Source organism: Shewanella sp. W3-18-1, from assembly GCF_000015185.1.
Classification (GTDB): Bacteria; Pseudomonadota; Gammaproteobacteria; order Enterobacterales; family Shewanellaceae; genus Shewanella; species Shewanella putrefaciens.
Window position 1 is genome coordinate 4,632,781 of sequence record NC_008750.1, and the last position, 26,671, is coordinate 4,659,451.

Consider the following 26,671-nt stretch of genomic DNA (forward strand, 5'->3'; position numbering starts at 1 on the left):
AATAACAAAAGAAAAATGGGCCAATATCGCCATATGCCAAAATCAAATCATGCCAGAAGCTGATAGGTTAAGTTTACCTATCAAGTGAAACCGAGGTAGGTAGGAAGTATCACAACATGAGTAAAATTGAATATCTATTTTTTGATCAAGTAAAGCCTGAAGATTTCATATCTATTATCAATGAAGACTCTCTAAGAATACATCTGATAGAACATCCATATTTTGATGCCACCAGCGTTAGAGTATGGATGGAGGATAAAATTAAGCTCGATGCAACAAATGGTTGTCGTATACGTGCCGTTTATATAGATGGGATGTTAGCTGGTTGGTGCGGAATTCAACCAGATGATAATGGCTTTGAATTAGCGATTGTTATCGCTAAGAGATTTTGGGGGTTTGGTATATCTATTTTCAAAACGCTGATTTGTTGGGCGAGAGAACTAGGACATAAAGAAGTCATATTTCATCTACTTGACAGTAGACCTGCTTATAAAACACTCAACAAAATAGCGATGAAAGTTCATAAAACCGAGCTTGCTGGTAGGTATTTTACAACATACCATATTCCTGTGAGTCAATAACGCACATAAATACCAGACTTTTCCATTAGCCCTAAATTGCTCTGTTTTTGTCACAAGCCGAGAAAGCTGATTTTTACACTACTTGCCCTGCTGCGACGCCGGAGGCCCAAGACCATTGGAAATTAAACCCACCTAACCAACCACTTACATCCATCACTTCACCGATAAAGTAGAGTCCAGGCACTTTGCTAGCTTCCATGGTTTTGGAGGATAGTTCATGGGTATCCACACCGCCTAACGTCACTTCGGCGGTGCGGTAGCCTTCGGTGCCATTCATTAATACTGTCCAGCGGTGCAGATCGTCGACCAGCTTAGCGCGCTCTGCATGCACAAGCTGATTTAACGCTTTGTTTAATAACGCCTCATCGAATAATACTTCCACCAGCCGCTTAGGTAACCACTGGCTTAAGGTATTACGCAGACTCTGCTTTGGATGTGCAGCCAATTGTTGCTCTAGCGTCTGCGCCAAATCCATATTGGGTAATAGATTGATTTCTATGGTTTCGCCCGCTTTCCAATAGTTGGAAATCTGCAAAATCGCGGGGCCAGATAAGCCGCGATGGGTGAATAGCAGAGCTTCACTAAAGCTAGTGCCGTCTTTGGCGGTAATGCGGCTAGGTACGGCTATGCCCGATAAGGGCTCGAAACGAATTTTATCTTCACTGTGCCAGGTAAAAGGTACTAGCCCTGCGTGGGTTGGTAATACTTTGAGGCCAAATTGCTCGGCCAGTTGATAACCATAAGGCGTGGCGCCGAGTTTGGGCATAGATAAGCCGCCAGTAGCAACCACCAATGAATCGCAACTTAACTCGCCATTAGAAGTGTTAAGCTCAAAGCGCCCAACTTCGGTCTTTTTAACGGCCAGAATATCGGTGCGCAGCTTTATACTCACACCAGCCCATTCGCATTCAGTCAGCAGCATAGTGACAATTTCTTTGGCCGAGTCATTACAGAATAGCTGGCCATGATCGCGCTCGTGGTATTCAATGCCGTGGCGCTCAACCAGTTCGATAAACTGCTGTGAGGGATAACGCGCAAGTGCCGATTTTACAAAGTGCGGATTGCTACAGATAAAGTTAGCGGGCTCAACTTTAAGGTTAGTGAAGTTACAACGGCCGCCACCGCTAATGAGGATTTTACGCCCCGCTTGCTTGGCGTTATCGAGTACGAGTACATCACGGCCTCGGTAACCCGCTGTTGCAGCACACATTAATCCTGCGGCGCCGGCTCCGATAATAATCACATCATGATGTTTCACGCTCTTACTCCACACAGAAAATTGATTGGTATTGGCTGCCAACGGGCAATTTGATGACTCGCGAACCTTTAGCAAGCAAGTCATGCAACAGCTAAACGGAGCAAAGATAAGCTCAAACGTTAGACACAAATCCCCTCTTTCACCATCTGACCTCCAAGGATGGAGGAAATGCCCGTCTGATGTCGGGAACATCAAGGACCCTGGTGACCGGGGATACATCTTGCACACCAGAAGTCCGAGCATAAAAAAGGGCGCTATTTTAGCACCCTTTCGACGAACCGCTATTACCTCGTAATAAATACACTTACTGGGTTGGCGTTTCTGATTTTTTCTCTCTGCCGAGCAGTTCTTTTGCGGCATCAACCGGTGATTTACCTTGATACAAAACTTGGTAAATCTGCTCAGTGATCGGCATTTCAACACCAAGGCGTTTCGCCAGAGTAAACACTTCTTTGGTATTGCGATAACCTTCAACCACTTGGCCGATCTCAGCCTGTGCAGTCATCACATCACAGCCTTTACCTAAGGCTAAACCAAAGCGGCGGTTACGGGATTGGTTGTCGGTACAGGTCAACACTAAGTCGCCTAACCCAGCCATGCCCATAAAAGTAGCTGTGCTGGCGCCTAGGGCTTCGCCTAAGCGCGTTAGTTCGACTAGACCACGGGTGATTAAGGCCGTTCTAGCATTAGCACCAAAGCCAATGCCGTCAGACATACCTGCACCAATGGCGATCACGTTCTTTACCGCGCCGCCAAGTTGCAACCCCGTAAAATCATCATTGGCGTAAACCCGCAAGCGTTTTGGGCTGTGCAGCAATTCCACTAAATCTTCAGTAAACTGTGGACAGGTTCCTGCAACCGAAATCGCCGTAGGTAAACCCATAGCAAGTTCTTTAGCAAAGGTTGGCCCAGATAATACCGCTAGCGGATATTGTTCGCCCAATACATCACGGGCTACATCTTGCAGTAAACGTCCCGTTTCAGGCTCAAGTCCTTTAGTTGCCCACACGATACGCGCATCGCTACGCAATAACGGTTTCGCTTGCTCAAGCACAGTACCAAACACATGGCTTGGCACGACCACTAACACATTGTTACTGGCGGCTAAGGCTTTGGCTAAATCGGCTTCGATCTGTAAACAGTCTGGAAACGCAATATCAGGCAAAAAAGCTTGGTTGCACTTGTCTTGTGCGAGCGTTTGCATGTGGACAGGATCGTGTCCCCACAACAAGGTCTTATGACCATTGCTGGCTAAAGAAATGGCAAGGGCGGTGCCATATGAACCCGCCCCTAATACCGTGATATCGGCAGAGTTTTTCATGTAATTAAGCGTTTGCTTCTTCGGCTGCAGGGGCAGTCGCAGCGGCTTGACGTTGTTGCACATATTGCGCGAACAAAGCATCAAAGTTTACAGGTGCAAGGTTCAGTTGTGGGAAAGTACCACGACCTACTAAGCTGCCTACCGCTTCGCGAGCATATGGGAATAGAATATTAGGGCAATATGCACCTAAGGAGTGCGCCAATTGTGGCTCAGTTAAACCAGAAATAGAGAAGATACCCGCCTGTTGTACTTCACACAGGAATGCGGTTTCACCGCCATTTTGTGCAGTTACAGTCAAAGACAGAACCACTTCATACACATCATCGGCTAATTTAGCACTGCGTGTATCTAAATCTAACTTCACTTCTGGATTCCATTCTTTTTGGAATACCGCTGGGCTGTTAGGTGTTTCAAAAGACACATCTTTAGTGTAAACACGTTGGATGTTGAATTGTGGGGCTTGTTGTTCGTTGTTTGCTACTTCAGCCATAATTTCCTACCTATCCTATCAATGTTATGCCAGCTTTTCGTTGAAGGCTGGCTTATATGTCTATTTAGCTCGGGCTTTGCGACTTAAGGCCAATCTTAGATCCCAGTGCCATCCCAATATTTAACCCTAAAGTGCATCTTTCAAAACTTAATTTAAGCCCTTAGCGACCACAGGATCAGTATGCCAAACAATGATGACTCCTATTGCTACCATGGCAAGATGGCCTTTGTAGCACAAATCATAACTGCCGCCGACAACTTATCTTTTGCTTTTTGAAACAGGCATATTAGCTGCCTGCCATTCACCCATACCACCTTTTAAGTTATACAGATTTTCAAAACCCTGTTTACTTAAAAGCTGAGCCGCTTGAGACGAGGTCATGCCAGCATTGCATACAAGTATAATGGGACTGGCTTTAAACTTTTCAAGTGCCGAAGTCTGATTATTTTTGATATCCGCGAGCGTAACGTTAAGTGCATCAACAATATGGCCCTTACGGAACTCATCGCTTGAACGCACATCAACCACTTTGGCATCCTGTCTGTTCACCATAATGGTTAACTCTTGATGACTAATATTTTTGATTTTCGAGAAGCTCGATTTGATGACACTTATCACGAGTACAACAAATAATCCCACCCAAGCAAGACTTAACATAGAGTGAGCTTTAAAAAATTCGATATATTCTTGCATGATTACAGCCCGTATAAATGGCGAAAATTCAATAAGGGCACAGAGTATACCCATTGCCTTGGCAGATTGCAGCAGTTTAGTCACAGTTAGAGAACACAGTTTGAACCTTGTAGCAAAGCGATTATCCGACCATTCGCCAATATTCTGCCTAATTAACGATTCGATGACCTTAATCTAGGTAAAGCGCTTTTTCGTACCCTGCTTACGTAGTAATATTTAACCAATTTCAGATTTCTACCGCTTCTTCAAAACTTAAAGGTATCACCATGACGACAACTAAACGTCCGATCGCGCTGTTGATCCTCGATGGCTGGGGCTACCGTGAAAACACGCACATGAACGCGATTTTTCACGCCAAAACACCAGTGCTCGACCGACTCAACGCTCAATATCCCCACGGTTTGATTTCTGGCTCAGGCTTAGATGTAGGTTTGCCCGATGGTCAAATGGGCAACTCTGAAGTAGGCCATATCAATTTAGGCTCTGGCCGCATTGTCTATCAAGAGCTTACTCGCATCAGTAAAGCGATTAGCGACCATGAGTTTGAGACAAACCCAGCCCTATGCGATGCCGTTGATTCGGCAATTAATGCTGGCGGCGCGGTACACATTATGGGCTTACTTTCTCCCGGTGGTGTACATAGCCATGAAGAGCATATCGAAGCCATGTGCCGCATGGCCGTTGCACGCGGTGCAACCAAGGTCTATTTACACGCGTTCTTAGATGGCCGTGACACACCACCCCGTAGCGCTAAAGCTAGCTTGAGTCATTTTGATGATCTGTTTACTACATTAGGCCATGGCCGTGTCGCATCAATCATAGGCCGTTACTTTGCAATGGACCGTGATAACCGTTGGGATCGTGTATCCCAAGCCTATGAGTTAATCACCCAAGGTAAGGCTAAATTCCAATACGATAACGCTGTGACGGCGTTAGAAGCCGCATATGCCCGTGATGAAAACGACGAGTTTGTGTCTTCATCGGCCATTACCGATGTCGATGGTAAAGTAGCAACACTACAGGATGGCGACGCACTAATATTTATGAACTTCCGCGCTGACCGCGCCCGCCAAATTACCCGTAGCTTTATTCACCCAGACTTTGATGGTTTCGAACGCGCAGTTGTGCCTAAAATGCACTTTGTCACCCTCACTGAGTACGCTGGCGACATAACGGCACCTATCGCTTATCCATCCGAAAACTTAGTGAATACTTTAGGTGAAGTACTGCAAAATCGTGGTCGTACACAGCTACGGATCTCTGAAACAGAAAAGTATGCCCATGTCACTTTCTTCTTCAACGGCGGTAAAGAAGAACCATTTGAGGGCGAAGATCGCATCCTAATCAATTCACCTAAAGTGGCAACTTACGATCTACAACCAGAGATGAGTTCAACCGAGCTGACTGATAAGTTAGTTGCAGCAATTGAATCAACAAAATACGATGTGATCATCTGTAACTACCCCAATGGCGATATGGTTGGCCACACGGGTAACTTCGATGCCGCAGTCAAAGCCTGTGAAGCGGTTGATACTTGTATTGGCCGCGTTGTCGAAGCACTGGCTAAAGTGGGTGGTGAATGTATTATTACCGCCGACCACGGTAACGCAGAGCAAATGACTGACGAAACCACAGGTCAAGCCCATACTGCCCACACCAGTGAACTGGTGCCTTTTATCTTTGTTGGACGCGATGCGACTATAGATAAAGGTGGTAAACTCAGCGATGTCGCACCGACCATCTTGCAGTTAATTGGTGAAACTATTCCTGCAGAGATGAAGGGCAAACCCTTAATCCACATTAAAGAGTAATTGTTACCTAGTGAGTACTCGACTCCTTGTGAAAGCCAGCATTATTGCTGGCTTTATGATGTTATCTTTCTCGGCCAACGCTTCTGACTTACAGAAGCGTCAGTCCGAGTTGAAATCAATCCAAGCGCAAATAAACCAACAACAAAGCGCACTAAAAAGCACCAGTAAACAACGAGAAAAATTACTTTCATTACTGCGAAGTGATGAAGAAGCCATTGCTGCCGCGGCAAAAAAAGTAAACAACACAAAAAATAGTTTAAAACAAATAGACAATAAACTCGCAGAGCTAAAACAACGCCAAGATGAGTTAGAAACACTGAAAATTAGCCAGCAAAAAACACTTTCAAAACAGCTTTCTAGCGCCTATTTAGCTGGCAATCACGATTACACCAAGATGATGCTAAATCAACAAAGTCCTGCCACTATTGAGCGAATGCTGGCTTATTATCAATACCTGAACAAAGCTCGAATGAAGTCGATAAACGAATTAAAACAGACTCTTACCGAGCTTGATGACATCAAGGCTTCACAGATCAGTAAACAGCAGCAGCTCACTAAGTTGATAGCAGAGCAACAAGTTCAGTCTAAGCGCTTAAGCCAGGAACAAAGTCAGCGCCAACTCACCCTCAATGAATTGCAACGTACCCTCAACACTAAGGGCGCTGAACTTGAACAACTACAAATTGAGGAAGCCAGCTTAAAACGCGTGGTAGAACAAGCACTACGTGCCATGAAAGACAGTCCATCAATGGAAGGTTTTGGCAAACAGGGAGGTAAGCTGAAATGGCCGACCAAAGGCCGAGTCAGTGCCAGCTTTGGCAGCCCACGTTCAGGGCAAGTAGTGTGGAAAGGCACTATGCTATCGGCACCTGAAGGACAAAATATACATGCAATTTCAGGAGGAAAAGTCATCTATGCCGATTGGTTAAAGGGGTTTGGTATGGTGATGGTCATCGACCACGGTAAGGGCTATATGAGTCTTTACGGCCATGCACAAACACTACTAAAAAGCCCTGGTGACATGGTAAAAAGTGGCGACGCAATTGCTTTAGTCGGACGTTCGGGTGGACAAACCGAGCCTGGCCTATACTTTGAAATAAGGCATAAAGGGCAAGCCGTCGATCCAGCGAAATACTGTCGCTAACATGGCAGCCCTAACAATAGGGGGCGGCTATGAAACATGTGTTCCGCGACATTGGTTGTGTTGGATTAGGCCTAGTACTAGGCCTGTCTATTAGCCTATCCAGTAAAGAGAATACAAAATCTTCTTTAAATAATTTTGACTATCCATTGCTGCAGGATGTTATTGAAACAGTTGAAACTTATTATGTTAAAACCGTTTCAAAGGAAGAATTGGTCCAAGCGGCCATCAAGGGAATTTTTGAACATTTAGATCCTTACTCTAGCTTTTTAAATCACCAAGAATTCCTCGATTTAAAAGATGCCAACCGAGGTGAGTACTTTGGTTTTGGGTTTGAAGTCGCCAGCAATAAAAATCAGATCAGTATCATAGCGCCCTTCGCTAATTCCCCCGCAGAAAAAGCGGGGATAAGAGCTGGGGACACTATTATCAAACTCAATAATACTCTATCAACTGAAGCGAATCTCTCCGATATTCTTGCAGAAATAAAACAGCACAGCCTACGTAATCAACCGATTGATTTAACACTAAAACATCTAAACGATAGTACAGAGTTTAAGGTTTCACTCAGACCTAGCATGATCACTATGCAATCTGTGAGTAGCACACTGCTAAAAGGCAATATTGGCTACATTAGACTCAGTAGCTTTCAAGAAAACTCCACCAAAGATGTGTTGCATTCACTAAGCCAATGGCAAAGCACAGAGTTGACAGGGCTTATTCTCGATTTGCGTAATAATCCCGGAGGGCTACTCGACCAAGCAATAAAAATTGCGGATATCTTCCTCGCTAAGGGCCGTATCGTCTCAACTTCTGGGCGATTTTTTGATGCGAATTCAGACTACTACGCTTCACCTCAAACAATGTTCAACAAAGTGCCAATATTAGTGTTGATCAACAAAGGTTCAGCCTCTGCAGCCGAAGTGCTTGCAGCCGCATTGCAAGAAAATGGTCGCGCTAAGCTATTAGGTGAAACCAGTTTTGGTAAAGGAACCGTCCAAAGTTTGATCCCAATACTAAACGATGGCAACGCTGTAAAACTGACAATAGCCCAATACAACACGCCAAAAGGTGGAAATATCCACGAGATTGGCATAGTACCAGATGTGAAAGTCAACCCCGAAACTAGCTCAAACAAAGAGAATATGGCTATAATCGACGCCAACTCAACTCCAAGCGATGTTGCCCATGACTATATAGTCAACTCTGCTATAGCTTGGATACAACACCATGACGAATAAGCAGAAACAGTGCGTTTATTTTATATCTTTATTGTCTTCATCTTATATGTTGCGCCATCTTACGCGGCTAAAATTGCACTGATCATCGATGACATAGGTTATCGTCAAACAGATGAAGCAGTATTGTCACTGCCTCACACAGTAACTCTTTCAGTGTTACCTCATACGCCTCTAGGTGAAAATCTCGCAAAAGTGGGTCACAGTAAAGGGCATGAAATAATGCTGCATTTACCTATGCAAGCTATTAACGGTAAAGCATTAGGTCCCGGAGGCTTAACCAAGGGTATGGATGAAGCAGAGATCCGCGCTAACGTATCGAGTGCGATTGCGAATATCCCTTTTGCTAAGGGTGCAAATAACCATATGGGGAGTTTATTAACACAACTCGATTCACACATGCTTTGGGTTATGGAATGCCTAAAGCAAAATCAACTGTATTTTGTGGATAGTATGACTACACCATTTTCTAAAGCGGGAGAGAAAGCAGATCAATTAGGTATCCCAAGTTTGAAACGCCAACTCTTTCTCGATAACAACGTCAGTAAAAAAGCCCTTGAAAAGCAATTTAATCTCATGATTAGCAATGCACACATGCAAGGAAGTCTAGTGGTAATAGCTCATCCGTATCCTGAAACCATTCGCTTCTTACAAGCGAATTTACCACTACTTGAAGCAGAAGGAATAGATCTGGTACCCGTATCAGATTTATTGCCTATTGATATAGCTCAGGAAAATAGACTAATCCAACTGTAAAACAGAAATAGACAAATCCGGCAGCAAAACTAACAGCTCATCACGATTACTGACTATATCTTGCAAACTATATTGATCGAGCACATTTAAATAAGCATCAACCGCATGCGCCAAGACGCCTTTAAGCTTACAGGCTGGTGTAAACCGGCAGTAAGGTTTACTACAGTCAATTGGTGCTAATGAATTTTCAAGAACTCGCACTAATTGGCCTAAGTTGATCTCGCAAGCTGGCTTGCCGAGACGAAAGCCACCCATTTTTCCTCGAATGGTTTCTAAATAGCCTAGCTTACCGAGATGATGCACAATTTTAGAAACATGATTAGGTGATAAATCAAATACCTGGGTAATTTCAGCAATTCTAAACAGCGTCGTCCTATCGGGCTGGACAGCCAAATACATAAGTGTACGAACGCCAAAATCGGTATAGCGTGTTAACTGCATAATTCACCTGTCAGCGATAAACCTAATGAGAAGTCTGAGATTCAAGGTTAGTGATCAACCAAAACGCCTCTTCATTTGTATTACCACATGCATCCAGAGATGCATCAAAATCACTACAAACGGCGGGACGAGCTGGTGAGCCGAAAATCAAACATAAATTATCATCACTGAGTTGAACACAGCGCTCTCCTGCAGCTTTGCCATTAGGCATACCCGGAATAACACTGCTAATTGAAGGTGCAATACAGCAAGCACCACAACCAAGACGACAATTCATTTTTGTTACTCATGAAAGACATAAGGGATTATACCGCTTAATTTGTCCGAGATAAGTGTTACAACTCAATACTGCCAAGTCGCGCACAAGAGCCATTCTATTAGTGAAAGAAACCATGTTAATAATTGGCTCAAATGGCCGACTACACAATCCTAGATAAAAAGATTGTAGAGTCATATTAGCAAAACGAAAAAAGCCTCATCTTTCGATGAGGCTTATCTCTTAATGTTGGCGGAGCGGACGGGACTCGAACCCGCGACCCCCGGCGTGACAGGCCGGTATTCTAACCAACTGAACTACCGCTCCTTTAGCTTAACGTTTGCACGTTAACCTAAATTAGGCGCTTGGCGATGACCTACTCTCACATGGGGAGACCCCACACTACCATCGGCGCGATTGCGTTTCACTTCTGAGTTCGGGATGGGATCAGGTGGTTCCACAATGCTATTGTCACCAAGCATATTTGGTTTTAAACAAGACTCGAGAGCGCACTGCGTGCTGCTAGATTCTAGGAACTAAAACCTGCTCTTATCTTATTTAATAATTCGGAAAACTGATTGTTTTTTGAGTCCACACTTCATTAAGTGTTTATATTCTGTCTAAGGCTTCTTTGTAAAACCCATCTGGGTTGTATGGTTAAGCCTCTCGAGTCATTAGTACATGTTAGCTCAACGCCTCACAACGCTTACACACCATGCCTATCAACGTCCTAGTCTCGAACGGCTCTTTAGTGGACTTATAGTCCAAGGGATGACTCATCTTGGGGCTCGCTTCCCGCTTAGATGCTTTCAGCGGTTATCGATTCCGAACGTAGCTACCGGGCAATGCCATTGGCATGACAACCCGAACACCAGCGGTTCGTTCACTCCGGTCCTCTCGTACTAGGAGCAACTCCCCTCAATCATCCAACGCCCACGGCAGATAGGGACCGAACTGTCTCACGACGTTCTGAACCCAGCTCGCGTACCACTTTAAATGGCGAACAGCCATACCCTTGGGACCGACTTCAGCCCCAGGATGTGATGAGCCGACATCGAGGTGCCAAACACCGCCGTCGATATGAACTCTTGGGCGGTATCAGCCTGTTATCCCCGGAGTACCTTTTATCCGTTGAGCGATGGCCCTTCCATTCAGAACCACCGGATCACTATGACCTACTTTCGTACCTGCTCGACGTGTATGTCTCGCAGTTAAGCTGGCTTATGCCATTGCACTAACCGTACGATGTCCGACCGTACTTAGCCAACCTTCGTGCTCCTCCGTTACTCTTTGGGAGGAGACCGCCCCAGTCAAACTACCCACCAGGCACTGTCCCTAACCCCGATTAGGGGTCTAGGTTAGAACATCAAAACTACAAGGGTGGTATTTCAAGGACGACTCCATCAGGACTAGCGTCCCAACTTCATAGTCTCCCACCTATCCTACACATGTAGGTTCAATGTTCAGTGCCAAGCTATAGTAAAGGTTCACGGGGTCTTTCCGTCTAGCCGCGGGTATACGGCATCTTCACCGCAATTTCAACTTCACTGAGTCTCGGCTGGAGACAGCGTGGCCATCATTACGCCATTCGTGCAGGTCGGAACTTACCCGACAAGGAATTTCGCTACCTTAGGACCGTTATAGTTACGGCCGCCGTTTACCGGGGCTTCGATCATGAGCTTCTCTTGCGATAACCCAATCAATTAACCTTCCGGCACCGGGCAGGCGTCACACCGTATACTTCCTCTTGCGAGTTTGCACAGTGCTGTGTTTTTGATAAACAGTTGCAGCCACCTGGTATCTGCGACTCCCGTCAGCTTAGAGAGCAAGTCTCATCACCAACAGGAGCGTACCTTCTCCCGAAGTTACGGTACCATTTTGCCTAGTTCCTTCAGCCGAGTTCTCTCAAGCGCCTTGGTATTCTCTACCCGACCACCTGTGTCGGTTTGGGGTACGATTCCCACTAACCTGAAGCTTAGAAGATTTTCCTGGAAGCATGGCATCAACTACTTCAGTCCCTTAGGACCTCGTCATCAGCTCTCAGTGTATAGCAACCCGGATTTGCCTAAGTCACCCACCTACCACCTTAAACGCGGACTACCAACGCCGCGCTAGCCTAGCCTTCTCCGTCTCTCCATCGCAGTTAGCGGAAGTACAGAAATATTAATCTGTTTCCCATCGATTACGCCTTTCGGCCTCACCTTAGGGGTCGACTCACCCTGCCCCGATTAACGTTGGACAGGAACCCTTGGTCTTTCGGCGAGGGGGTTTTTCACCCCCTTTATCGTTACTCATGTCAGCATTCGCACTTCTGATACCTCCAGCGTGGGTTACCCCTTCACCTTCAACGGCTTACAGAACGCTCCTCTACCGCGCAACCCTAATGGGCTGCACCCGTAGCTTCGGTGGTATGTTTAGCCCCGTTACATCTTCCGCGCAGGCCGACTCGACTAGTGAGCTATTACGCTTTCTTTAAATGATGGCTGCTTCTAAGCCAACATCCTAGCTGTCTAAGCCTTCCCACATCGTTTCCCACTTAACATACACTTTGGGACCTTAGCTGACGGTCTGGGTTGTTTCCCTTTTGACGACGGACGTTAGCACCCGCCGTCTGTCTCCCGAGTAGTACTCATTGGTATTCGGAGTTTGCAAAGGGTTGGTAAGTCGGGATGACCCCCTAGCCTTAACAGTGCTCTACCCCCAATGGTATTCGCTCGAGGCGCTACCTAAATAGCTTTCGAGGAGAACCAGATATCTCCCGGTTTGATTGGCCTTTCACCCCCAGCCACAAGTCATCCGCTAATTTTTCAACATTAGTCGGTTCGGTCCTCCAGTTGATGTTACTCAACCTTCAACCTGCCCATGGCTAGATCACCGGGTTTCGGGTCTACACCTTGCAACTAAACGCGCAGTTAACACTCGGTTTCCCTACGGCTCCGCTATTCGCTTAACCTCGCTACAAAATGTAAGTCGCTGACCCATTATACAAAAGGTACGCAGTCACGGTCTCAAGGACCGCTCCCACTGCTTGTACGTATACGGTTTCAGGTTCTATTTCACTCCCCTCACAGGGGTTCTTTTCGCCTTTCCCTCACGGTACTGGTTCACTATCGGTCAGTCAGGAGTATTTAGCCTTGGAGGATGGTCCCCCCATATTCAAACAGGATGTCACGTGTCCCGCCTTACTCGTTTTCATCTACGGTTAGTTTTCGTGTACGGGGCTATCACCCTGTGCCGCTGGACTTTCCAGACCATTCCACTAACACCCCATAGACTTAAGGGCTAATCCCCGTTCGCTCGCCGCTACTAGGGGAATCTCGGTTGATTTCTTTTCCTAAGGGTACTTAGATGTTTCAGTTCCCCTCGTTCGCCTCATGTAGCTATGTATTCACTACATGATGACCGCTTATGCGGCCGGGTTCCCCCATTCGGACATCGTTAGCTCAAATGCTTGTTACTAGCTCGCCAACGCTTTTCGCAAGTTACTACGTCCTTCATCGCCTCTGACTGCCAAGGCATCCACCGTATACGCTTAGTCGCTTAACCATACAACCCAAATGAGTTTCACTTGAATTGTTGCGACCAGCTGGTTTTACTTGTCTCACTTCTGACCAAAGAAGTGGACGCGCCTTAGACTTGAATATTCAAGACACTTAATAAAGTGTTTGAGAACTCAATGTTCAATGCTTTCGCATTAAACTTTTTGTAATTAATCACATGACAGACTCATGCCATTAATTACTATCAGCTTTCCAAATTGTTAAAGAACTACATCGACCTGCTAGAGGGATGTTTCGCTCTACCCGTCCTAAGACAGGATAAACAAGCAATCTGTGTGAACACTCAAAAGGTACACGGATGTACCGAATGTCGAAAATGCAGGAGCATTTTTCGACCAAGCATCGAGCTAGTCGTATAGGTAAGGAGGTGATCCAGCCCCAGGTTCCCCTAGGGCTACCTTGTTACGACTTCACCCCAGTCATGAACCACAAAGTGGTGAGCGCCCCCCCGAAGGTTAAGCTACCCACTTCTTTTGCAGCCCACTCCCATGGTGTGACGGGCGGTGTGTACAAGGCCCGGGAACGTATTCACCGTGGCATTCTGATCCACGATTACTAGCGATTCCGACTTCATGGAGTCGAGTTGCAGACTCCAATCCGGACTACGACGAGCTTTGTGAGATTAGCTCCACCTCGCGGCTTTGCAACCCTCTGTACTCGCCATTGTAGCACGTGTGTAGCCCTACTCGTAAGGGCCATGATGACTTGACGTCGTCCCCACCTTCCTCCGGTTTATCACCGGCAGTCTCCCTAGAGTTCCCACCATTACGTGCTGGCAAATAAGGATAGGGGTTGCGCTCGTTGCGGGACTTAACCCAACATTTCACAACACGAGCTGACGACAGCCATGCAGCACCTGTCTCACAGTTCCCGAAGGCACCAATCCATCTCTGGAAAGTTCTGTGGATGTCAAGAGTAGGTAAGGTTCTTCGCGTTGCATCGAATTAAACCACATGCTCCACCGCTTGTGCGGGCCCCCGTCAATTCATTTGAGTTTTAACCTTGCGGCCGTACTCCCCAGGCGGTCTACTTAATGCGTTAGCTTGAGAGCCCAGTGTTCAAGACACCAAACTCCGAGTAGACATCGTTTACGGCGTGGACTACCAGGGTATCTAATCCTGTTTGCTCCCCACGCTTTCGTGCATGAGCGTCAGTCTTTGTCCAGGGGGCCGCCTTCGCCACCGGTATTCCTCCAGATCTCTACGCATTTCACCGCTACACCTGGAATTCTACCCCCCTCTACAAGACTCTAGTTCGCCAGTTCGAAATGCTATTCCTAGGTTGAGCCCAGGGCTTTCACATCTCGCTTAACAAACCGCCTGCGCACGCTTTACGCCCAGTAATTCCGATTAACGCTCGGACCCTCCGTATTACCGCGGCTGCTGGCACGGAGTTAGCCGGTCCTTCTTCTGTAGGTAACGTCACAGATAAGGCGTATTAAACCTTACCCTTTCCTCCCTACTGAAAGTGCTTTACAACCCGAAGGCCTTCTTCACACACGCGGCATGGCTGCATCAGGGTTTCCCCCATTGTGCAATATTCCCCACTGCTGCCTCCCGTAGGAGTCTGGGCCGTGTCTCAGTCCCAGTGTGGCTGATCATCCTCTCAGAACAGCTAGGGATCGTCGCCTTGGTGAGCCATTACCTCACCAACTAGCTAATCCCACCTAGGTTCATCCAATCGCGGAAGGCCCGAAGGTCCCCTCCTTTCCCCCGTAGGGCGTATGCGGTATTAGCAGTCGTTTCCAACTGTTATCCCCCTCGACTGGGCAGATCCCTAGGCATTACTCACCCGTCCGCCGCTCGCCACCTCAGAAGTAAACTCCCTTGTGCTGCCGCTCGACTTGCATGTGTTAGGCCTGCCGCCAGCGTTCAATCTGAGCCATGATCAAACTCTTCAATTAAAGTTTTGTTGCTTCCGTCTTGCGACTTCAGCGGCTCAATGAATTCTGTCATTTGTTTCCGCTTTTAAAAAAGCGAAATCAAAATTATGTACATATTGCTATGAACACTCATTATTACATTGATTTAAATTTTTGACTGCCAACCCGAAGGTTAAGCAGTTTCGATTAACTCAACACCTGTGAGTGTCCACACAGATTTCTTGTTTTATCTTGTTAAAGAGCAACTCAACCTCGTAAGAGAAGGTGAGTACCACACTGAGCGCCGAACGCTTCCAGCTGGCTAGGGCTGCGTATTTTACGCATTTCCCGTTTCGCGTCAAGGAGTTTTTGCAAACTTTCTTTTCGCTCATCAATCAGTAAACTCATCAATGAACTGTCACATCAGGCTGCTTAACGCTGTCTGCCGTGTCAGTGGATGCGCATTATAGGCAGCGAAACTTTTTCTGCAAGTGCTTTTTAAAATAAAATGGCAACAAGGCGTTTAGACGGCTATTTATCGAACGAAGCGAATAAAAAAGGGACTATAAAGTCCCTTTTTAAGGTTTATTTCCTGATGTAACGAAACTCAACTATCTAATACATCAAGAATGAACAATGGATACTAAGGGCTGAAGAAACGAGATTCTTGCTTAACTTCTACTTCTTCACCGTTAATATGCGTTTTCACTTTAATTTCAATATTCGTCACTGAACGAGCTAACTCTACTGGGTCGACTCCAACGCTAATAGGTAATGTAAATACCTCGCCCGCCGCAATGGTAACTGAGTTTGGGCCATACCATTTATAGTTGTTTAAGCCTTCGACACTCATAGTGTATTCGTGTGCTTCTTCCGTTTTGTTGAGGATCTTAAGGGTGAATGTATTTTCAATCAGCCCTTGGTTATTTTCTCTATATAGCTGATTACGATCACGGATAATATCCATACGCACAGGCGCAATAGTTGCACTGGCATAGATGAATACCAGTATCATAACCACCAGCACAACACCGTATCCGATTAACTTGGGCCTTAGTACTTTCTCTTTTATACCTTCAAGCTTGTTTTCCGTGGTGTAACTAATAAGTCCTAATGGATAACCCATACGCTCCATCGTTTGATCACAAGCATCGATACAAGCACCACAGTTAATACATTCATACTGTAAACCATTACGAATATCGATTCCTGTTGGGCACACCTGCACACAGAGATCGCAATCAATACAGTCGCCTAAGCCTATTTCTTTCGGATCGGCTTTACGTGAACGCGGGCCACGAGTTTCACCACGTTTAGTATCGTAACCAACAATAAATGTATTCTTATCAAACATAGCGGCTTGGAAACGAGCATATGGACACATGTGAATACACATGATTTCACGCATCCAGCCAGCATTCCCGTAGGTGGCAAGTGTAAAAAACACGACCCAGAAATAGATGCCACCAGAAGCGTTAAGGGTAAATACGTCGAGATAAACCTCGCGGCTCGGTACAAAATAAGACACAAAGGTCATCGCAGTGACGAAAGAAAGCAGTATCCAAGCTGTATGTTTAGCCACTTTTCGCCAAATTTTATCGAAACTCCATGGCATTTGATCGAGCTTTATACGCTTATTACGCGCACCCTCGAGTTTTTCCTCAAACCAAATGAACATAAAAGTCCATACTGTCTGGGGGCATGTATAACCACACCAAACTCGGCCAAGGTAAGTTGTCACAAAGAAAAGAGCAAAAGCAGCTATCATAAAGAGGGCGGCGAGTAAGGTAAGATCCTGAGGCCAAATGGTTAAGCCGAATACGTGGAACTTTTGCTCACCTAAGTTAAACCATACGGCTTGGCGATTTCCCCACGGGATCCACGGGAGTATCAGGAAGAATAACATTGCAACCCACCCCATACGGCGGCGCAAAGAAGTCCACAATCCGTCGATGGCTCGGACATAAATCCGGTTGCGAGGGTTAAAGCGATCAGCTTTACTCGCATCTGGCTGGTGAATCTTAATTCGATTGGTTTTCGAATAGTCCTTGTTATTAGATTCTGTGCTCATCTTGACAGCCTTTTACTGCTTTAATATTGGACGAAAACGGGCTTATTATACCCATATAATTAATGGTTATTCACTTATGTTGGACTAAAAGATGAAAGGTTGGATCATACTCGCATTACTTGCAGGCGCATTATATTACCTCTACACAGAAACAGACAAATTAGATGCACCAATTGCAGAGGTACAAACGATAATTAAAGACGTGAAGAATAAAGCGCAATCCATCTCTGGGACACAAATCATTAAAATCGATCAACAATTAGCAAAAGCGAGAAAGGAAATCGTAGAGCGCTTATCGGCGCCTGAACTTGAAGAGTTTAACAAAATACCCTTCACCCCAGACGCCATAGCAGACTTTAAGAAAACCTACTGTGGTACAAAAGCACCAGAACATCCTGTTTTCAGCCGAGACAATCTGCTTTATATTTGCGATCATCTCTAATCACTTTCCTCGGGTTAAAAGGGAATTTTGCCATATAACACTAAGCTTTATGCTTAGTTGATTGACCTTATATGATTCCACCTAGCCTTTGAGACCCGACAGACATAGGCCAAGTACCATGACCCAACAAGTATCAGACATTTTTGATCCCACTTTATGGGATGAAGTCAGTGGATTTAATTTTGACGACATTACCTACCACAGAGCCAAAGCACACGGCACAGTGCGTATTGCTATCAATCGTCCCGAATGCCTTAATGCCTTTAGGCCCAAAACCGTCGATGAGCTTTACATTGCACTCGACCATGCACGTCAATGGTCTGATGTAGGTTGTGTATTACTCACAGGCAATGGTCCCTCTGCTAAAGGTCAATATTCCTTTTCTTCCGGTGGCGATCAACGTATTCGCGGCAAAGATGGCTATAAATATGAAGGCGCCGAAGAAGGTAAAGCCGATCAAGCCAGAATGGGCCGCTTACATATATTAGAAGTGCAACGCCTTATCCGCTTTATGCCTAAAGTGGTCATCGCCGTTGTGCCAGGTTGGGCGGTGGGTGGCGGCCATAGTTTACACGTAGTGTGCGACTTAACCTTAGCCTCGAAAGAACATGCAATATTTAAACAAACCGATCCCGATGTTGCGAGCTTCGACTCAGGTTATGGCAGTGCTTATCTCGCCAAGATGATCGGCCAAAAACGCGCCAGAGAAATCTTCTTCTGCGGTTTTAACTACAGTGCCGATGAAGCCTTTGCCATGGGGATGGTCAATAAGTCCGTCCCCCACGCCGAGCTAGAAACCGAAGCATTGATGTGGGCGAAAGAGATTAATTCTAAATCACCTACGGCTATGCGTATGCTTAAATACGGCTTTAACATGACCGATGATGGTATGGTTGGTCAGCAATTATTTGCCGGTGAAGCAACGCGTTTAGCCTATGCGAGCGCCGAAGCACAGGAAGGGCGTGATGCCTTCCTCGAAAAACGCGATCAAGATTTTTCAGCCTTCCCTTGGCACTACTAATTTTAGAATCGTATTAATTTACGTTTAAATGCTCAAAGCCCTCCATCGTGAGGGCTTTATGTTTTTTACAACGGATAAATAGATAAAACCGTTTAAACTAATCTGAAAACACAGCTTTTATTTTTAATGAGAATTGTTATCATCTAAATATTCCCGCTGGGAGCCTATTTAGAGGACAAGATCATGACTAAGACACTCACGTTTGCCGTACTGCATTTTAGCGTCGCTTTTACCGTAACCTATTTATTAACTGGCAGTGTGCTCGTCGGTGGCGCAGTGGCCTTAGTAGAACCCGCGGTTAACACTGTTGTATTTTACTTCCATGACAAAGTGTGGAAACGCATTGAGGCAAAAAAGCAGCACGAGCTAGAAACCATTCCAGCATAGCAAGCTAAGTCACCAGCATTTGCTATTACTGTAAGTTATCGTCATTTTGTCGTGAACTCTATATAAAAAAACCGCCAATAAAGGCGGTTTTCATTTAAATATCTCTATTTATTCTACTGTTACAGATTTTGCCAAGTTACGTGGTTGATCCACGTCGGTACCTTTGATTAATGCAACATGGTACGACAATAGCTGCAAAGGAATAGTGTAGATCAGTGGCGCCATAAAGATGTCACAGTGTGGCACAGGGATCACTTTCATCGTATCATCCGACTCAAACTCGGCATCCACATCGGCAAACACATACATTAAGCCGCCACGGGCACGCACTTCTTCAACATTCGATTTCAGTTTTTCGAGCAATTCATTGTTTGGCGCAACGACAATCACTGGCATATCGGCATCGATAAGCGCTAGTGGGCCGTGTTTTAATTCGCCAGAGGCATAAGCTTCAGCATGAATATAAGAAATCTCTTTCAACTTTAACGCGCCTTCCATCGCAATCGGATATTGATCGCCACGGCCGAGGAATAATGCATGGTGTTTATCGGCAAAATCTTCAGCCAATTCTGCAATAGCAGCATCTAAACCTAAAGCTTGTTCCACTTTTGCTGGCACAGATTGTAGGCTTTGAGTGATTTGGGCTTGCATTTGATCAGACATACCATTGTGGCGACCGATCACCGCAGTCAACATTAATAAGCCAGCAAGTTGTACTGTGAAGGCTTTAGTCGATGCCACGCCAATCTCGGCGCCCGCTTTCATCATGTAAGCCATGTCAGATTCGCGAACCAGTGATGAACCTGGCGCATTACAAATCGTCAATGTGGCTTTGTAACCCATTTCTTTCGCTAAGCGCATGGCCGCTAAGGTATCGGCAGTTTCACCCGATTGTGAAATCGTCACCAACAGGCTATTTGGGAATAAATGCGACTTGCGATAACGGAATTCAGAGGCAATTTCGACGTTACAAGACACACCTGCCCAATCTTCTAACCAGTAACGTGCCGCCATGCCCGCATGGTAACTAGTACCACAGGCGATGATTTGCACATGTTTGATATCTTTTAAAAACTCAGCAGCGTTGTCACCAAAAGCCGTGTCTAGCACTTGCTTATTAGCAATACGACCTTCAATTGTGCGCGTCAGTGCCAATGGCTGCTCGTAAATTTCTTTAAGCATATAGTGGCGATATTCGCCTTTGTCACCGGCATCGTGGGTAATTTCAGATTCTTTGACTTCACGCTCAACGGCATTACCGTTTAAGTCGAAAATACTCACGCTGCGACGGGTCACTTCGGCCACATCACCTTCTTCTAGGAAAGCAAATGAGCGAGTGACGGGTAATAAGGCAAGTTGATCTGAAGCGACAAAGTTTTCACCTAAACCAAAACCAATCACCAATGGACTACCAGAGCGAGCCACAACCATACGATCACTGTCACGACGGTCAATAACGACTGTGCCATAGGCGCCTTCGAGTTGTTTAACTGTGGCTTGTACAGCACCAAGCAGAGTGCTATGGGTTTTCAGCTCATGGTGCACTAAGTGACAAATCACTTCGGTATCGGTATCTGAACTAAAGTTGTAACCTAAACCTTTAAGCATTTCGCGCAGTTTATTGTGGTTTTCGATAATACCGTTGTGCACCACGGCAATATCACCTTCCGATAAATGCGGATGAGCATTACGCTCACTCGGCTCACCGTGGGTCGCCCAACGAGTGTGCGCGATACCAGTTCCGCCCGCTAATGGGTCAGTTTCAAGCGCAGCCGACAACTCTTGTACTTTGCCAACGCGGCGCGTACGGTTGAGTTCACCATTGTGAATAACCGCAACACCTGCAGAGTCATATCCGCGATATTCTAAACGGCGTAAGCCTTCTACCAGAATTTCAGCCACATCCCTTTGCGCCACGGCGCCTACGATTCCACACATAGTCTTTACCTATAAATTAAAATGAAGTTGTTAAGCTATTTTGTCTATTGAGCGTAGGGCGCTAACATAACTCGCACGCCCTGATCTGAAATTTGTTTGAGCGCACTCTCGTCGATACGTGAGTCGGTGACCAACACACTGACCTTGGCCCACGGTAACTCTAAGTTAGGGATCCGCTTGCCGATTTTGTCAGAATCGACCATAACGATCACTTCGCGGGAAACTTCGGCCATCACTTTACTTAGGCCTGTTAACTCGTTAAAGGTGGTGGTCCCGCGTTCAAGATCGATACCATCGGCACCAATAAACAGTTGGTCGAAGTTATAGGAACGCAGCACTTGCTCGGCGACTTGGCCTTGAAAGGATTCAGAATGCGGGTCCCAAGTCCCACCGGTCATCAATAAAGTTGGCTCGTTTTCGAGTTCATGGATGGCATTGGCAAGGTGCAGCGCATTCGTCATCACCACCAGCCCACGCTTATCGTTCAACTGTTCAATCAAACCTGACGTCGTAGTGCCACTATCGATAATGATGCGATTGTGATCTTTAATCAGCTGCGCGGCAGTTTTCGCAATAGAAAGTTTATTAGGCGCGATCTTGGCAGAGAACTGTTGAGTGACTTCGTCTGGAATCGCCACGGCGCCACCGTAACGGCGCAATAATAAACCCGTTTTCTCAAGCGCGGCGAGATCCTTACGAATCGTCACTTCTGAGGTTTCAAAACGTAACGACAATTCATCGACACTTACTTCACCCTGTTCGTTCAATATGGTGATTATACTGTGGCGACGCTGCTGTGTGTTTCGTTTGTTCATAAAACCTTTCAGTTAAGTTTCGATTCGAAAGATACATTATAGTGAAACGAAACTTTTTTGCTAGTCGTGGGAAACACACTTTTGCATGATCCGAGCAATTTTTTATCTGTCTAGCTAGTCAACTTGGAAATAAGCCAATAAAAAAGCAGCTTATCCTTTAGGGATAAACTGCTTTAAATGGATTAAAAACCTAATAAATTTTAGAACTTAGCTTCAACAGCAACACTGAAGTTACGGTCTTGGCCGATAGTGACCATTCTATCACTGCCACCGTCTAGGTACTCAGTATCAAAGAGGTTTCTGACGTTGGCGCGAAGGCTCACATCTTTACCCATGATATCCATAGTGTAGGCCGCACCGATATCAAAACGTACATAGCCATCTTTGGTGATAGTATTTACATCATCAGCAAAACGCTCTCCGACATAGATAGCACCAAAGTTCATCGCAAAGTTGTCTGTCACTTCATAGCGAGTCCAAATATTGGCTGACCACTCAGGAGCATCAATAGGGGTTTTACCATCTAAGCTCTTGCCACCGATTTTGCCTGCACCAGTATTATATTCCGCATCTAAATACATCATAGATGAAGTCACAAACCAGCTATCACCTAACTGACCTTGGGCACCAATTTCAAAGCCACGGTGATGTTGCTCACCACCTTGGGTTGTCATTGTTTTTTTACTCGGTATAGGGCTGTCAAGTTCAATGACAACGTTTGAAACCGTAATATCAAACACAGCAGCAGTTAATAGTAAGCTATCATTAAATAACTCCCACTTAGTCCCTAATTCATATTGAGTTCCATACTCAGGCTTAAGGTTATCACCTTCATTAACATCTTCAGAACTGGTGACAGAACCTTTTGGTGCGAAGCTTTTTGAATAGTTAACGTAAATACTACCATTGCTCATTGGTGAGTAGATCACCCCAAACTTAGGCGATACGGCATAACTGTTGCCGCCTACACCATCTTTCTTCTGCTCGTCATAACGCACACCAGCAAGCAATTTCCATTGTTCATTTAAGGTCATTAAATCCTGCAGATAGAAACCGTAATATTTGTATTCACTTGGAATACTCAAGTTTCCTTGATGGTAATCAAGCTCTGGCTTAATCACCACTTGCCCAGGAATGACGGTTTGTGCTGTGCCACGCTTAATTTGCTGTTGGTAGAAATAGTCTAAGTAGTTAGCACCAATAAGGAATTGATGCTCCATACCTGCTAAAGAAAACTCACCTGTAAAGTCCACAAAAGCCGTTTTATGTTGCCAATCATCGTAACGATCAAATGGGCTGATCCGATAACCATTTGTGAAAGGATCTGCCGTATAAACAGGCGCAGAATCGAAACGTTGACGGTCAAATTGTTGATCGTTATAACCTACTTTAACTTTCCAATCGTCAGTCATTTGCCAAGTAATATCGGCACCTAAATTTGAAATAGTATTATCAGTAAAGGCCCATGGCGCATCCCAAACGGTTTTACGTCCACCTATCACATTACCTTGAGCATCTAGCCAACCACCAGCATCAATACCCGCTTTATCTTGGGTATGATCGTATTTAACCGACAGAGTAACATCGTCGCTGACATCAAACTCTAGGTTTAGGTAACCTAACCAACGGTCACGCTCTTGGTTTTCTTCAGTGGTCGAATACTCACGCCAGTATTTAGTGTCTTGTTTCACTAACACACCACGGTAACGAATACTTTGAGCATCATTTAAGCTGCCACCAGCGTCTAATTGTGCGCGGGTTGAGCCGTAGCCATCGGTATCAAAACCAAGATCCAACATGGAGTCATAGGTAGGCTTTTTAGTGACCATATTCACTAAACCACCAGGACCAGACTGACCATAAAGCATGCTAGAAGGGCCTTTTAACACCTCAACTTGCTGTAGGGTTTCAATAGGTTGTACATAGTGAGACCACTGCTGATGGCCATTGATAAGATAACCATTACCGGAATCAATCTCGAAACCACGGATACTAAAGACTTGGCGGTTCCAACGCGTTGTACCAGCAGTTACGCTTGAGTCGTTGACTAAGACTTCAGCGAGGTTAGTGGCTAACTGTTCATCTGTAACAAAATCGGGGATAACATTAACGGACTGTGGAGTATCCATTAAGTTGATATCACCACGCATAGCACCCGATGCAGAACCCACTTTATAGTCGTTAAAAGTACGGCCAGTGACTTTAATACGTTCAATATTGGCATCTGTTGCATCATCAGCTAAAACAGGCATAGCCATTAATGCTGCGCCAACAGCAAGACCTACGATTGAATATTTAAATACCATTGCCAACACCTCGAATAAATCTTTAGTCTTAGAATTGCTGGCAATATAAATGAGAAGTGTTTTTATTTTATCTTCTTTACGTGAATTTACAATTGAGTGTGATACCGATCAAATTAGCTTAAAAACTAACAAGTTGCACATAACATACAAATGTTAATCAAACCTTAATTATTAAGCATTTCTTAATAAAAAGGTTTTTAATGCTTAATCTTGAATATCTGTAAAGACAAAAGCGGCACAGAGCCGCTTTTAGTTTTTAATGTTACGAAGTTAGATTCACTTTTTTATTTTAACGGGGCGCTTCCAATCCAAGAGATGCTTTTGTTTTACACGAGTGATCACTAACTCATTCTCACCCACATCACGGGTAATCGTTGAACCGGCCCCTAAAGTAGCACCTTTACCGATAGTCACAGGTGCCACCAACTGAGTATCACTGCCAACAAAGACATTATCTTCGATAACGGTTAAATGCTTATTAGCGCCATCATAGTTACAGGTAATAGTACCAGCGCCAATATTAACGCCATCACCAATAATAGCATCACCTAAATAGGCTAAGTGCCCAGCTTTAGAACCTACACCAATAATCGCTTTTTTGACTTCAACAAAGTTGCCGATATGGGCATCTTGCTTAAGTTCTGCTCCCGGGCGTAAACGGGCAAATGGGCCGGCACTGGCAGCAACACCCAGTTTAGCCCCTTCGATAATAGAGTAAGGCTTAATCTCGGCGCCATCGGCAATCTCACAATCAATCAATATTGCACCAGCGCCAATGGTGACGTTATTACCAAGAATAACTTTGCCTTCGAATATCACGTTAATATCGATCATCACATCCATACCGACGGTGACTTCACCGCGGATATCAATGCGATGTGGATCGCGAAGATTCGCCCCCGCCAACATCAGTTTTTCGGCTTCACGAGCTTGGTAAGCTCGTTCAAGTTGCGCTAATTGCACGCGATTATTGGCGCCTTCCACTTCAATGGCCGATTGTGGCTGAGCAGTATCAATAGCAACGCCATCTGCGTGCGCCATAGCAATAATATCCGTTAGATAGTATTCGCCTTGAGCATTATTGTTCGATAAACGGCTCAACCAAGTTTTAAGTTGTTTACCTGGAACTGCCATGATGCCAGTATTGATTTCGTTGATCAGCAACTGCTCTGGGTTCGCATCTTTTTGCTCAATAATACCTACCACTTTTCCTTGCTCACGAACAATACGACCATAACCTGTTGGATTAGCAAGGTTAACTGTCAAAATAGCAACACCATTTTCAGGACGAGCGGCGAGTAATGCTTCAAGAGTCGATGCTTGGATCAACGGCACATCACCGTAAAGAATCAGTACAGTATCGTTGTCGGCGATATATGGACTAGCCTGTGCAACCGCATGACCTGTACCCAATTGCTCAGCTTGTAATACCCAATTAAGTTGTTGTTCACCTAAGCTGGCTTGTAGTTTGTCGGCACCGTAGCCGTAGACCAATTGAATCGCATCACTGCCAATGCTATGTGCTGTATCAATCACATGCTGTACCATGCTTTTATGGGCGATAGGATGTAATACTTTAGGAAGATCTGAGCGCATCCGAGTTCCTTTACCTGCCGCTAAGATCACTACATTTAATGCCATTGCCATATCCTTGAACAAATTCCAAGAGGGTGAAAAAATTACCGTCGATTTTGTGGCGTAATTTTAGCGGAAAGCCCATCGAAAAGCGAAGCGGATAGCGATGCTAATCAATCAAAGACGTACAAAAATGCCAATCTATCCCGATTTTAGAAACAAAAAGGCGACCCTATGGTCGCCTTTTTTCATAAACAATAACCTTATCTGGCAATGTTTTTCTTGATGGTTTCAACAACACGTAATTGAGCCATTGCTTTCGCTAACTCAACCATAGCTGCATCATAATCAAAATCAGCACCTGCATCGGCCATATGGGCTTCTGCACGGCGTTTTGCTTCTAATGCTGCCTGCTCATCAATTTCATCGGCACGCATTACGACATCCGCGAGAACGGCAATAGAATTGGGTTGTACTTCCAGAAAACCGCCTGAAAGATAAATAACCTCTTCACTGCCATCTTGCTTGATGATGCGCGCCATGCCAGGTTTGATAGTGGTCAGCAGAGGGGCGTGACCAGGTAAAATACCTAATTCCCCTTCAACACCAGTCACTTGTAGACATGCTACTCGACCTTTAAAAATGCTGTTTTCTGCACTTACAATATCAAGATGTACTGTCATGGCTGCCATCCGGTTCTCCTTAAAAA

The 26,671-nt window shown here is 45.3% G+C and carries 20 protein-coding genes, 1 tRNA gene and 3 rRNA genes; 8 read left to right on the top strand and 16 right to left on the bottom strand.

Annotation, left to right across the window (positions count from 1 at the left end; all coding sequences use genetic code 11):
* The first annotated feature begins 116 nt into the window (after positions 1-116).
* Positions 117-581, top strand: coding sequence for a hypothetical protein (locus SPUTW3181_RS20935; RefSeq protein ID WP_011791256.1), 465 nt, complete (start codon positions 117-119; stop codon positions 579-581).
* A gap of 73 nt (positions 582-654) precedes the next feature.
* Here SPUTW3181_RS20935 and SPUTW3181_RS20940 read toward each other — a convergent pair whose 3' ends face one another.
* The 4 genes from SPUTW3181_RS20940 to SPUTW3181_RS20955 all read right to left on the bottom strand — a co-directional run bounded on the left by SPUTW3181_RS20940 (position 655) and on the right by SPUTW3181_RS20955 (position 4,343).
* Positions 655-1,839 carry an NAD(P)/FAD-dependent oxidoreductase gene (locus SPUTW3181_RS20940; protein WP_011918276.1) on the bottom strand — a complete coding sequence of 395 codons (1,185 nt, stop codon included), beginning with the start codon at positions 1,837-1,839 and terminating at the stop codon, positions 655-657.
* A 304-nt stretch (positions 1,840-2,143) separates the two neighbouring features.
* Positions 2,144-3,160: an NAD(P)H-dependent glycerol-3-phosphate dehydrogenase gene (gene gpsA / locus SPUTW3181_RS20945; RefSeq protein WP_011791258.1), complete on the bottom strand. Its 1,017-nt coding sequence runs from the start codon at positions 3,158-3,160 to the stop codon at positions 2,144-2,146.
* Between the two features lie 4 nt (positions 3,161-3,164).
* Entirely contained in the window at positions 3,165-3,650 is a 486-nt protein-coding gene (gene secB / locus SPUTW3181_RS20950; RefSeq protein WP_011791259.1) for a protein-export chaperone SecB, read from the bottom strand.
* A 258-nt stretch (positions 3,651-3,908) separates the two neighbouring features.
* The gene (locus tag SPUTW3181_RS20955; RefSeq protein ID WP_011791260.1) at positions 3,909-4,343 is read right to left on the bottom strand and encodes a rhodanese-like domain-containing protein; all 435 of its coding nucleotides are present in this window, start codon (positions 4,341-4,343) and stop codon (positions 3,909-3,911) included.
* A 266-nt stretch (positions 4,344-4,609) separates the two neighbouring features.
* On the opposite strand from SPUTW3181_RS20955, the gene gpmM reads away from it, so the two are divergent.
* From gpmM to SPUTW3181_RS20975, 4 genes are read left to right on the top strand one after another with little or no spacing between them, the layout of a single operon-like run.
* Positions 4,610-6,154 (top strand): 2,3-bisphosphoglycerate-independent phosphoglycerate mutase, encoded by a 1,545-nt coding sequence (gene gpmM, locus SPUTW3181_RS20960; RefSeq protein WP_011791261.1) that lies wholly within the window; start codon positions 4,610-4,612, stop codon positions 6,152-6,154.
* A gap of 10 nt (positions 6,155-6,164) precedes the next feature.
* Entirely contained in the window at positions 6,165-7,298 is a 1,134-nt protein-coding gene (locus SPUTW3181_RS20965) for a murein hydrolase activator EnvC family protein (RefSeq protein ID WP_011791262.1), read from the top strand.
* A gap of 29 nt (positions 7,299-7,327) precedes the next feature.
* Positions 7,328-8,536 carry a S41 family peptidase gene (locus tag SPUTW3181_RS20970; RefSeq protein ID WP_011791263.1) on the top strand — a complete coding sequence of 403 codons (1,209 nt, stop codon included), beginning with the start codon at positions 7,328-7,330 and terminating at the stop codon, positions 8,534-8,536.
* A 9-nt stretch (positions 8,537-8,545) separates the two neighbouring features.
* Positions 8,546-9,289, top strand: coding sequence for a divergent polysaccharide deacetylase family protein (locus SPUTW3181_RS20975; RefSeq protein ID WP_011791264.1), 744 nt, complete (start codon positions 8,546-8,548; stop codon positions 9,287-9,289).
* Here SPUTW3181_RS20975 and SPUTW3181_RS20980 read toward each other — a convergent pair.
* The 7 genes from SPUTW3181_RS20980 to ccoG all read right to left on the bottom strand — a co-directional run bounded on the left by SPUTW3181_RS20980 (position 9,275) and on the right by ccoG (position 17,478).
* Complete coding sequence (locus SPUTW3181_RS20980; RefSeq protein ID WP_011791265.1) at positions 9,275-9,730, bottom strand: Rrf2 family transcriptional regulator; 456 nt, start codon at positions 9,728-9,730, stop codon at positions 9,275-9,277. The two genes, SPUTW3181_RS20975 and SPUTW3181_RS20980, sit on opposite strands and share 15 nt — an antisense overlap.
* A 22-nt stretch (positions 9,731-9,752) precedes the next feature.
* Positions 9,753-10,007 carry a YkgJ family cysteine cluster protein gene (locus tag SPUTW3181_RS20985; RefSeq protein ID WP_011791266.1) on the bottom strand — a complete coding sequence of 85 codons (255 nt, stop codon included), beginning with the start codon at positions 10,005-10,007 and terminating at the stop codon, positions 9,753-9,755.
* A gap of 229 nt (positions 10,008-10,236) precedes the next feature.
* Positions 10,237-10,313 (bottom strand) — tRNA-Asp (locus SPUTW3181_RS20990).
* A gap of 36 nt (positions 10,314-10,349) precedes the next feature.
* Positions 10,350-10,465, bottom strand: a 5S ribosomal RNA gene (rrf, locus tag SPUTW3181_RS20995).
* Positions 10,466-10,639: 174 nt separating this feature from the next.
* Positions 10,640-13,532: ribosomal RNA gene (locus tag SPUTW3181_RS21000) — 23S ribosomal RNA — on the bottom strand.
* 374 nt (positions 13,533-13,906) lie between these two features.
* Positions 13,907-15,449 (bottom strand): 16S ribosomal RNA (locus tag SPUTW3181_RS21005).
* Together the 16S, 23S and 5S rRNA genes with 1 tRNA gene alongside form the textbook arrangement of a ribosomal RNA operon.
* A gap of 601 nt (positions 15,450-16,050) precedes the next feature.
* A complete protein-coding gene (ccoG, locus tag SPUTW3181_RS21010; protein WP_011791267.1) occupies positions 16,051-17,478 on the bottom strand; it encodes a cytochrome c oxidase accessory protein CcoG in 1,428 nt (475 codons plus the stop codon).
* Between the two features lie 91 nt (positions 17,479-17,569).
* On the opposite strand from ccoG, the gene SPUTW3181_RS21015 reads away from it, so the two are divergent.
* The 3 genes from SPUTW3181_RS21015 to SPUTW3181_RS21025 all read left to right on the top strand — a co-directional run bounded on the left by SPUTW3181_RS21015 (position 17,570) and on the right by SPUTW3181_RS21025 (position 19,328).
* Positions 17,570-17,920, top strand: coding sequence for a hypothetical protein (locus SPUTW3181_RS21015; RefSeq protein ID WP_011791268.1), 351 nt, complete (start codon positions 17,570-17,572; stop codon positions 17,918-17,920).
* A gap of 118 nt (positions 17,921-18,038) precedes the next feature.
* Entirely contained in the window at positions 18,039-18,941 is a 903-nt protein-coding gene (locus SPUTW3181_RS21020) for a 1,4-dihydroxy-2-naphthoyl-CoA synthase (protein ID WP_011791269.1), read from the top strand.
* Positions 18,942-19,124: 183 nt separating this feature from the next.
* Complete coding sequence (locus tag SPUTW3181_RS21025; protein WP_011791270.1) at positions 19,125-19,328, top strand: DUF2061 domain-containing protein; 204 nt, start codon at positions 19,125-19,127, stop codon at positions 19,326-19,328.
* Positions 19,329-19,436: 108 nt separating this feature from the next.
* Here the strand turns inward: SPUTW3181_RS21025 and glmS are convergent, their stop codons facing one another.
* The 5 genes from glmS to SPUTW3181_RS21050 form a co-directional block, all read right to left on the bottom strand.
* On the bottom strand, positions 19,437-21,266 hold the full coding sequence (glmS, locus tag SPUTW3181_RS21030; RefSeq protein WP_011791271.1) for a glutamine--fructose-6-phosphate transaminase (isomerizing): 1,830 nt from the start codon (positions 21,264-21,266) through the stop codon (positions 19,437-19,439).
* Positions 21,267-21,310: 44 nt separating this feature from the next.
* On the bottom strand, positions 21,311-22,081 hold the full coding sequence (locus SPUTW3181_RS21035; protein WP_011791272.1) for a DeoR/GlpR family DNA-binding transcription regulator: 771 nt from the start codon (positions 22,079-22,081) through the stop codon (positions 21,311-21,313).
* Positions 22,082-22,281: 200 nt separating this feature from the next.
* A complete protein-coding gene (locus tag SPUTW3181_RS21040; RefSeq protein ID WP_011791273.1) occupies positions 22,282-24,387 on the bottom strand; it encodes a TonB-dependent receptor in 2,106 nt (701 codons plus the stop codon).
* A gap of 276 nt (positions 24,388-24,663) precedes the next feature.
* Complete coding sequence (glmU, locus tag SPUTW3181_RS21045) at positions 24,664-26,028, bottom strand: bifunctional UDP-N-acetylglucosamine diphosphorylase/glucosamine-1-phosphate N-acetyltransferase GlmU (protein ID WP_011791274.1); 1,365 nt, start codon at positions 26,026-26,028, stop codon at positions 24,664-24,666.
* A 197-nt stretch (positions 26,029-26,225) separates the two neighbouring features.
* Positions 26,226-26,654 (bottom strand): F0F1 ATP synthase subunit epsilon, encoded by a 429-nt coding sequence (locus SPUTW3181_RS21050; RefSeq protein ID WP_011791275.1) that lies wholly within the window; start codon positions 26,652-26,654, stop codon positions 26,226-26,228.
* Between the last annotated feature and the right edge of the window lie 17 nt (positions 26,655-26,671).

What these genes read in the sequence shown, in the direction of transcription:
- gpsA (WP_011791258.1), bottom strand. Translation starts at nt 3,160, where the DNA reads ATGAAAAACTCTGCCGATATCACGGTATTAGGGGCGGGTTCATATGGC.
- SPUTW3181_RS20935 (WP_011791256.1), top strand. Translation starts at nt 117, where the DNA reads ATGAGTAAAATTGAATATCTATTTTTTGATCAAGTAAAGCCTGAAGAT.
- secB (WP_011791259.1), bottom strand. Translation starts at nt 3,650, where the DNA reads ATGGCTGAAGTAGCAAACAACGAACAACAAGCCCCACAATTCAACATC.
- SPUTW3181_RS20970 (WP_011791263.1), top strand. Translation starts at nt 7,328, where the DNA reads ATGAAACATGTGTTCCGCGACATTGGTTGTGTTGGATTAGGCCTAGTA.
- SPUTW3181_RS20985 (WP_011791266.1), bottom strand. Translation starts at nt 10,007, where the DNA reads ATGAATTGTCGTCTTGGTTGTGGTGCTTGCTGTATTGCACCTTCAATT.
- SPUTW3181_RS21035 (WP_011791272.1), bottom strand. Translation starts at nt 22,081, where the DNA reads ATGAACAAACGAAACACACAGCAGCGTCGCCACAGTATAATCACCATA.
- SPUTW3181_RS20955 (WP_011791260.1), bottom strand. Translation starts at nt 4,343, where the DNA reads ATGCAAGAATATATCGAATTTTTTAAAGCTCACTCTATGTTAAGTCTT.
- gpmM (WP_011791261.1), top strand. Translation starts at nt 4,610, where the DNA reads ATGACGACAACTAAACGTCCGATCGCGCTGTTGATCCTCGATGGCTGG.
- SPUTW3181_RS21025 (WP_011791270.1), top strand. Translation starts at nt 19,125, where the DNA reads ATGACTAAGACACTCACGTTTGCCGTACTGCATTTTAGCGTCGCTTTT.
- ccoG (WP_011791267.1), bottom strand. Translation starts at nt 17,478, where the DNA reads ATGAGCACAGAATCTAATAACAAGGACTATTCGAAAACCAATCGAATT.
- SPUTW3181_RS21040 (WP_011791273.1), bottom strand. Translation starts at nt 24,387, where the DNA reads ATGGTATTTAAATATTCAATCGTAGGTCTTGCTGTTGGCGCAGCATTA.
- glmS (WP_011791271.1), bottom strand. Translation starts at nt 21,266, where the DNA reads ATGTGTGGAATCGTAGGCGCCGTGGCGCAAAGGGATGTGGCTGAAATT.
- SPUTW3181_RS21050 (WP_011791275.1), bottom strand. Translation starts at nt 26,654, where the DNA reads ATGGCAGCCATGACAGTACATCTTGATATTGTAAGTGCAGAAAACAGC.
- SPUTW3181_RS21020 (WP_011791269.1), top strand. Translation starts at nt 18,039, where the DNA reads ATGACCCAACAAGTATCAGACATTTTTGATCCCACTTTATGGGATGAA.
- glmU (WP_011791274.1), bottom strand. Translation starts at nt 26,028, where the DNA reads ATGGCATTAAATGTAGTGATCTTAGCGGCAGGTAAAGGAACTCGGATG.
- SPUTW3181_RS21015 (WP_011791268.1), top strand. Translation starts at nt 17,570, where the DNA reads ATGAAAGGTTGGATCATACTCGCATTACTTGCAGGCGCATTATATTAC.
- SPUTW3181_RS20980 (WP_011791265.1), bottom strand. Translation starts at nt 9,730, where the DNA reads ATGCAGTTAACACGCTATACCGATTTTGGCGTTCGTACACTTATGTAT.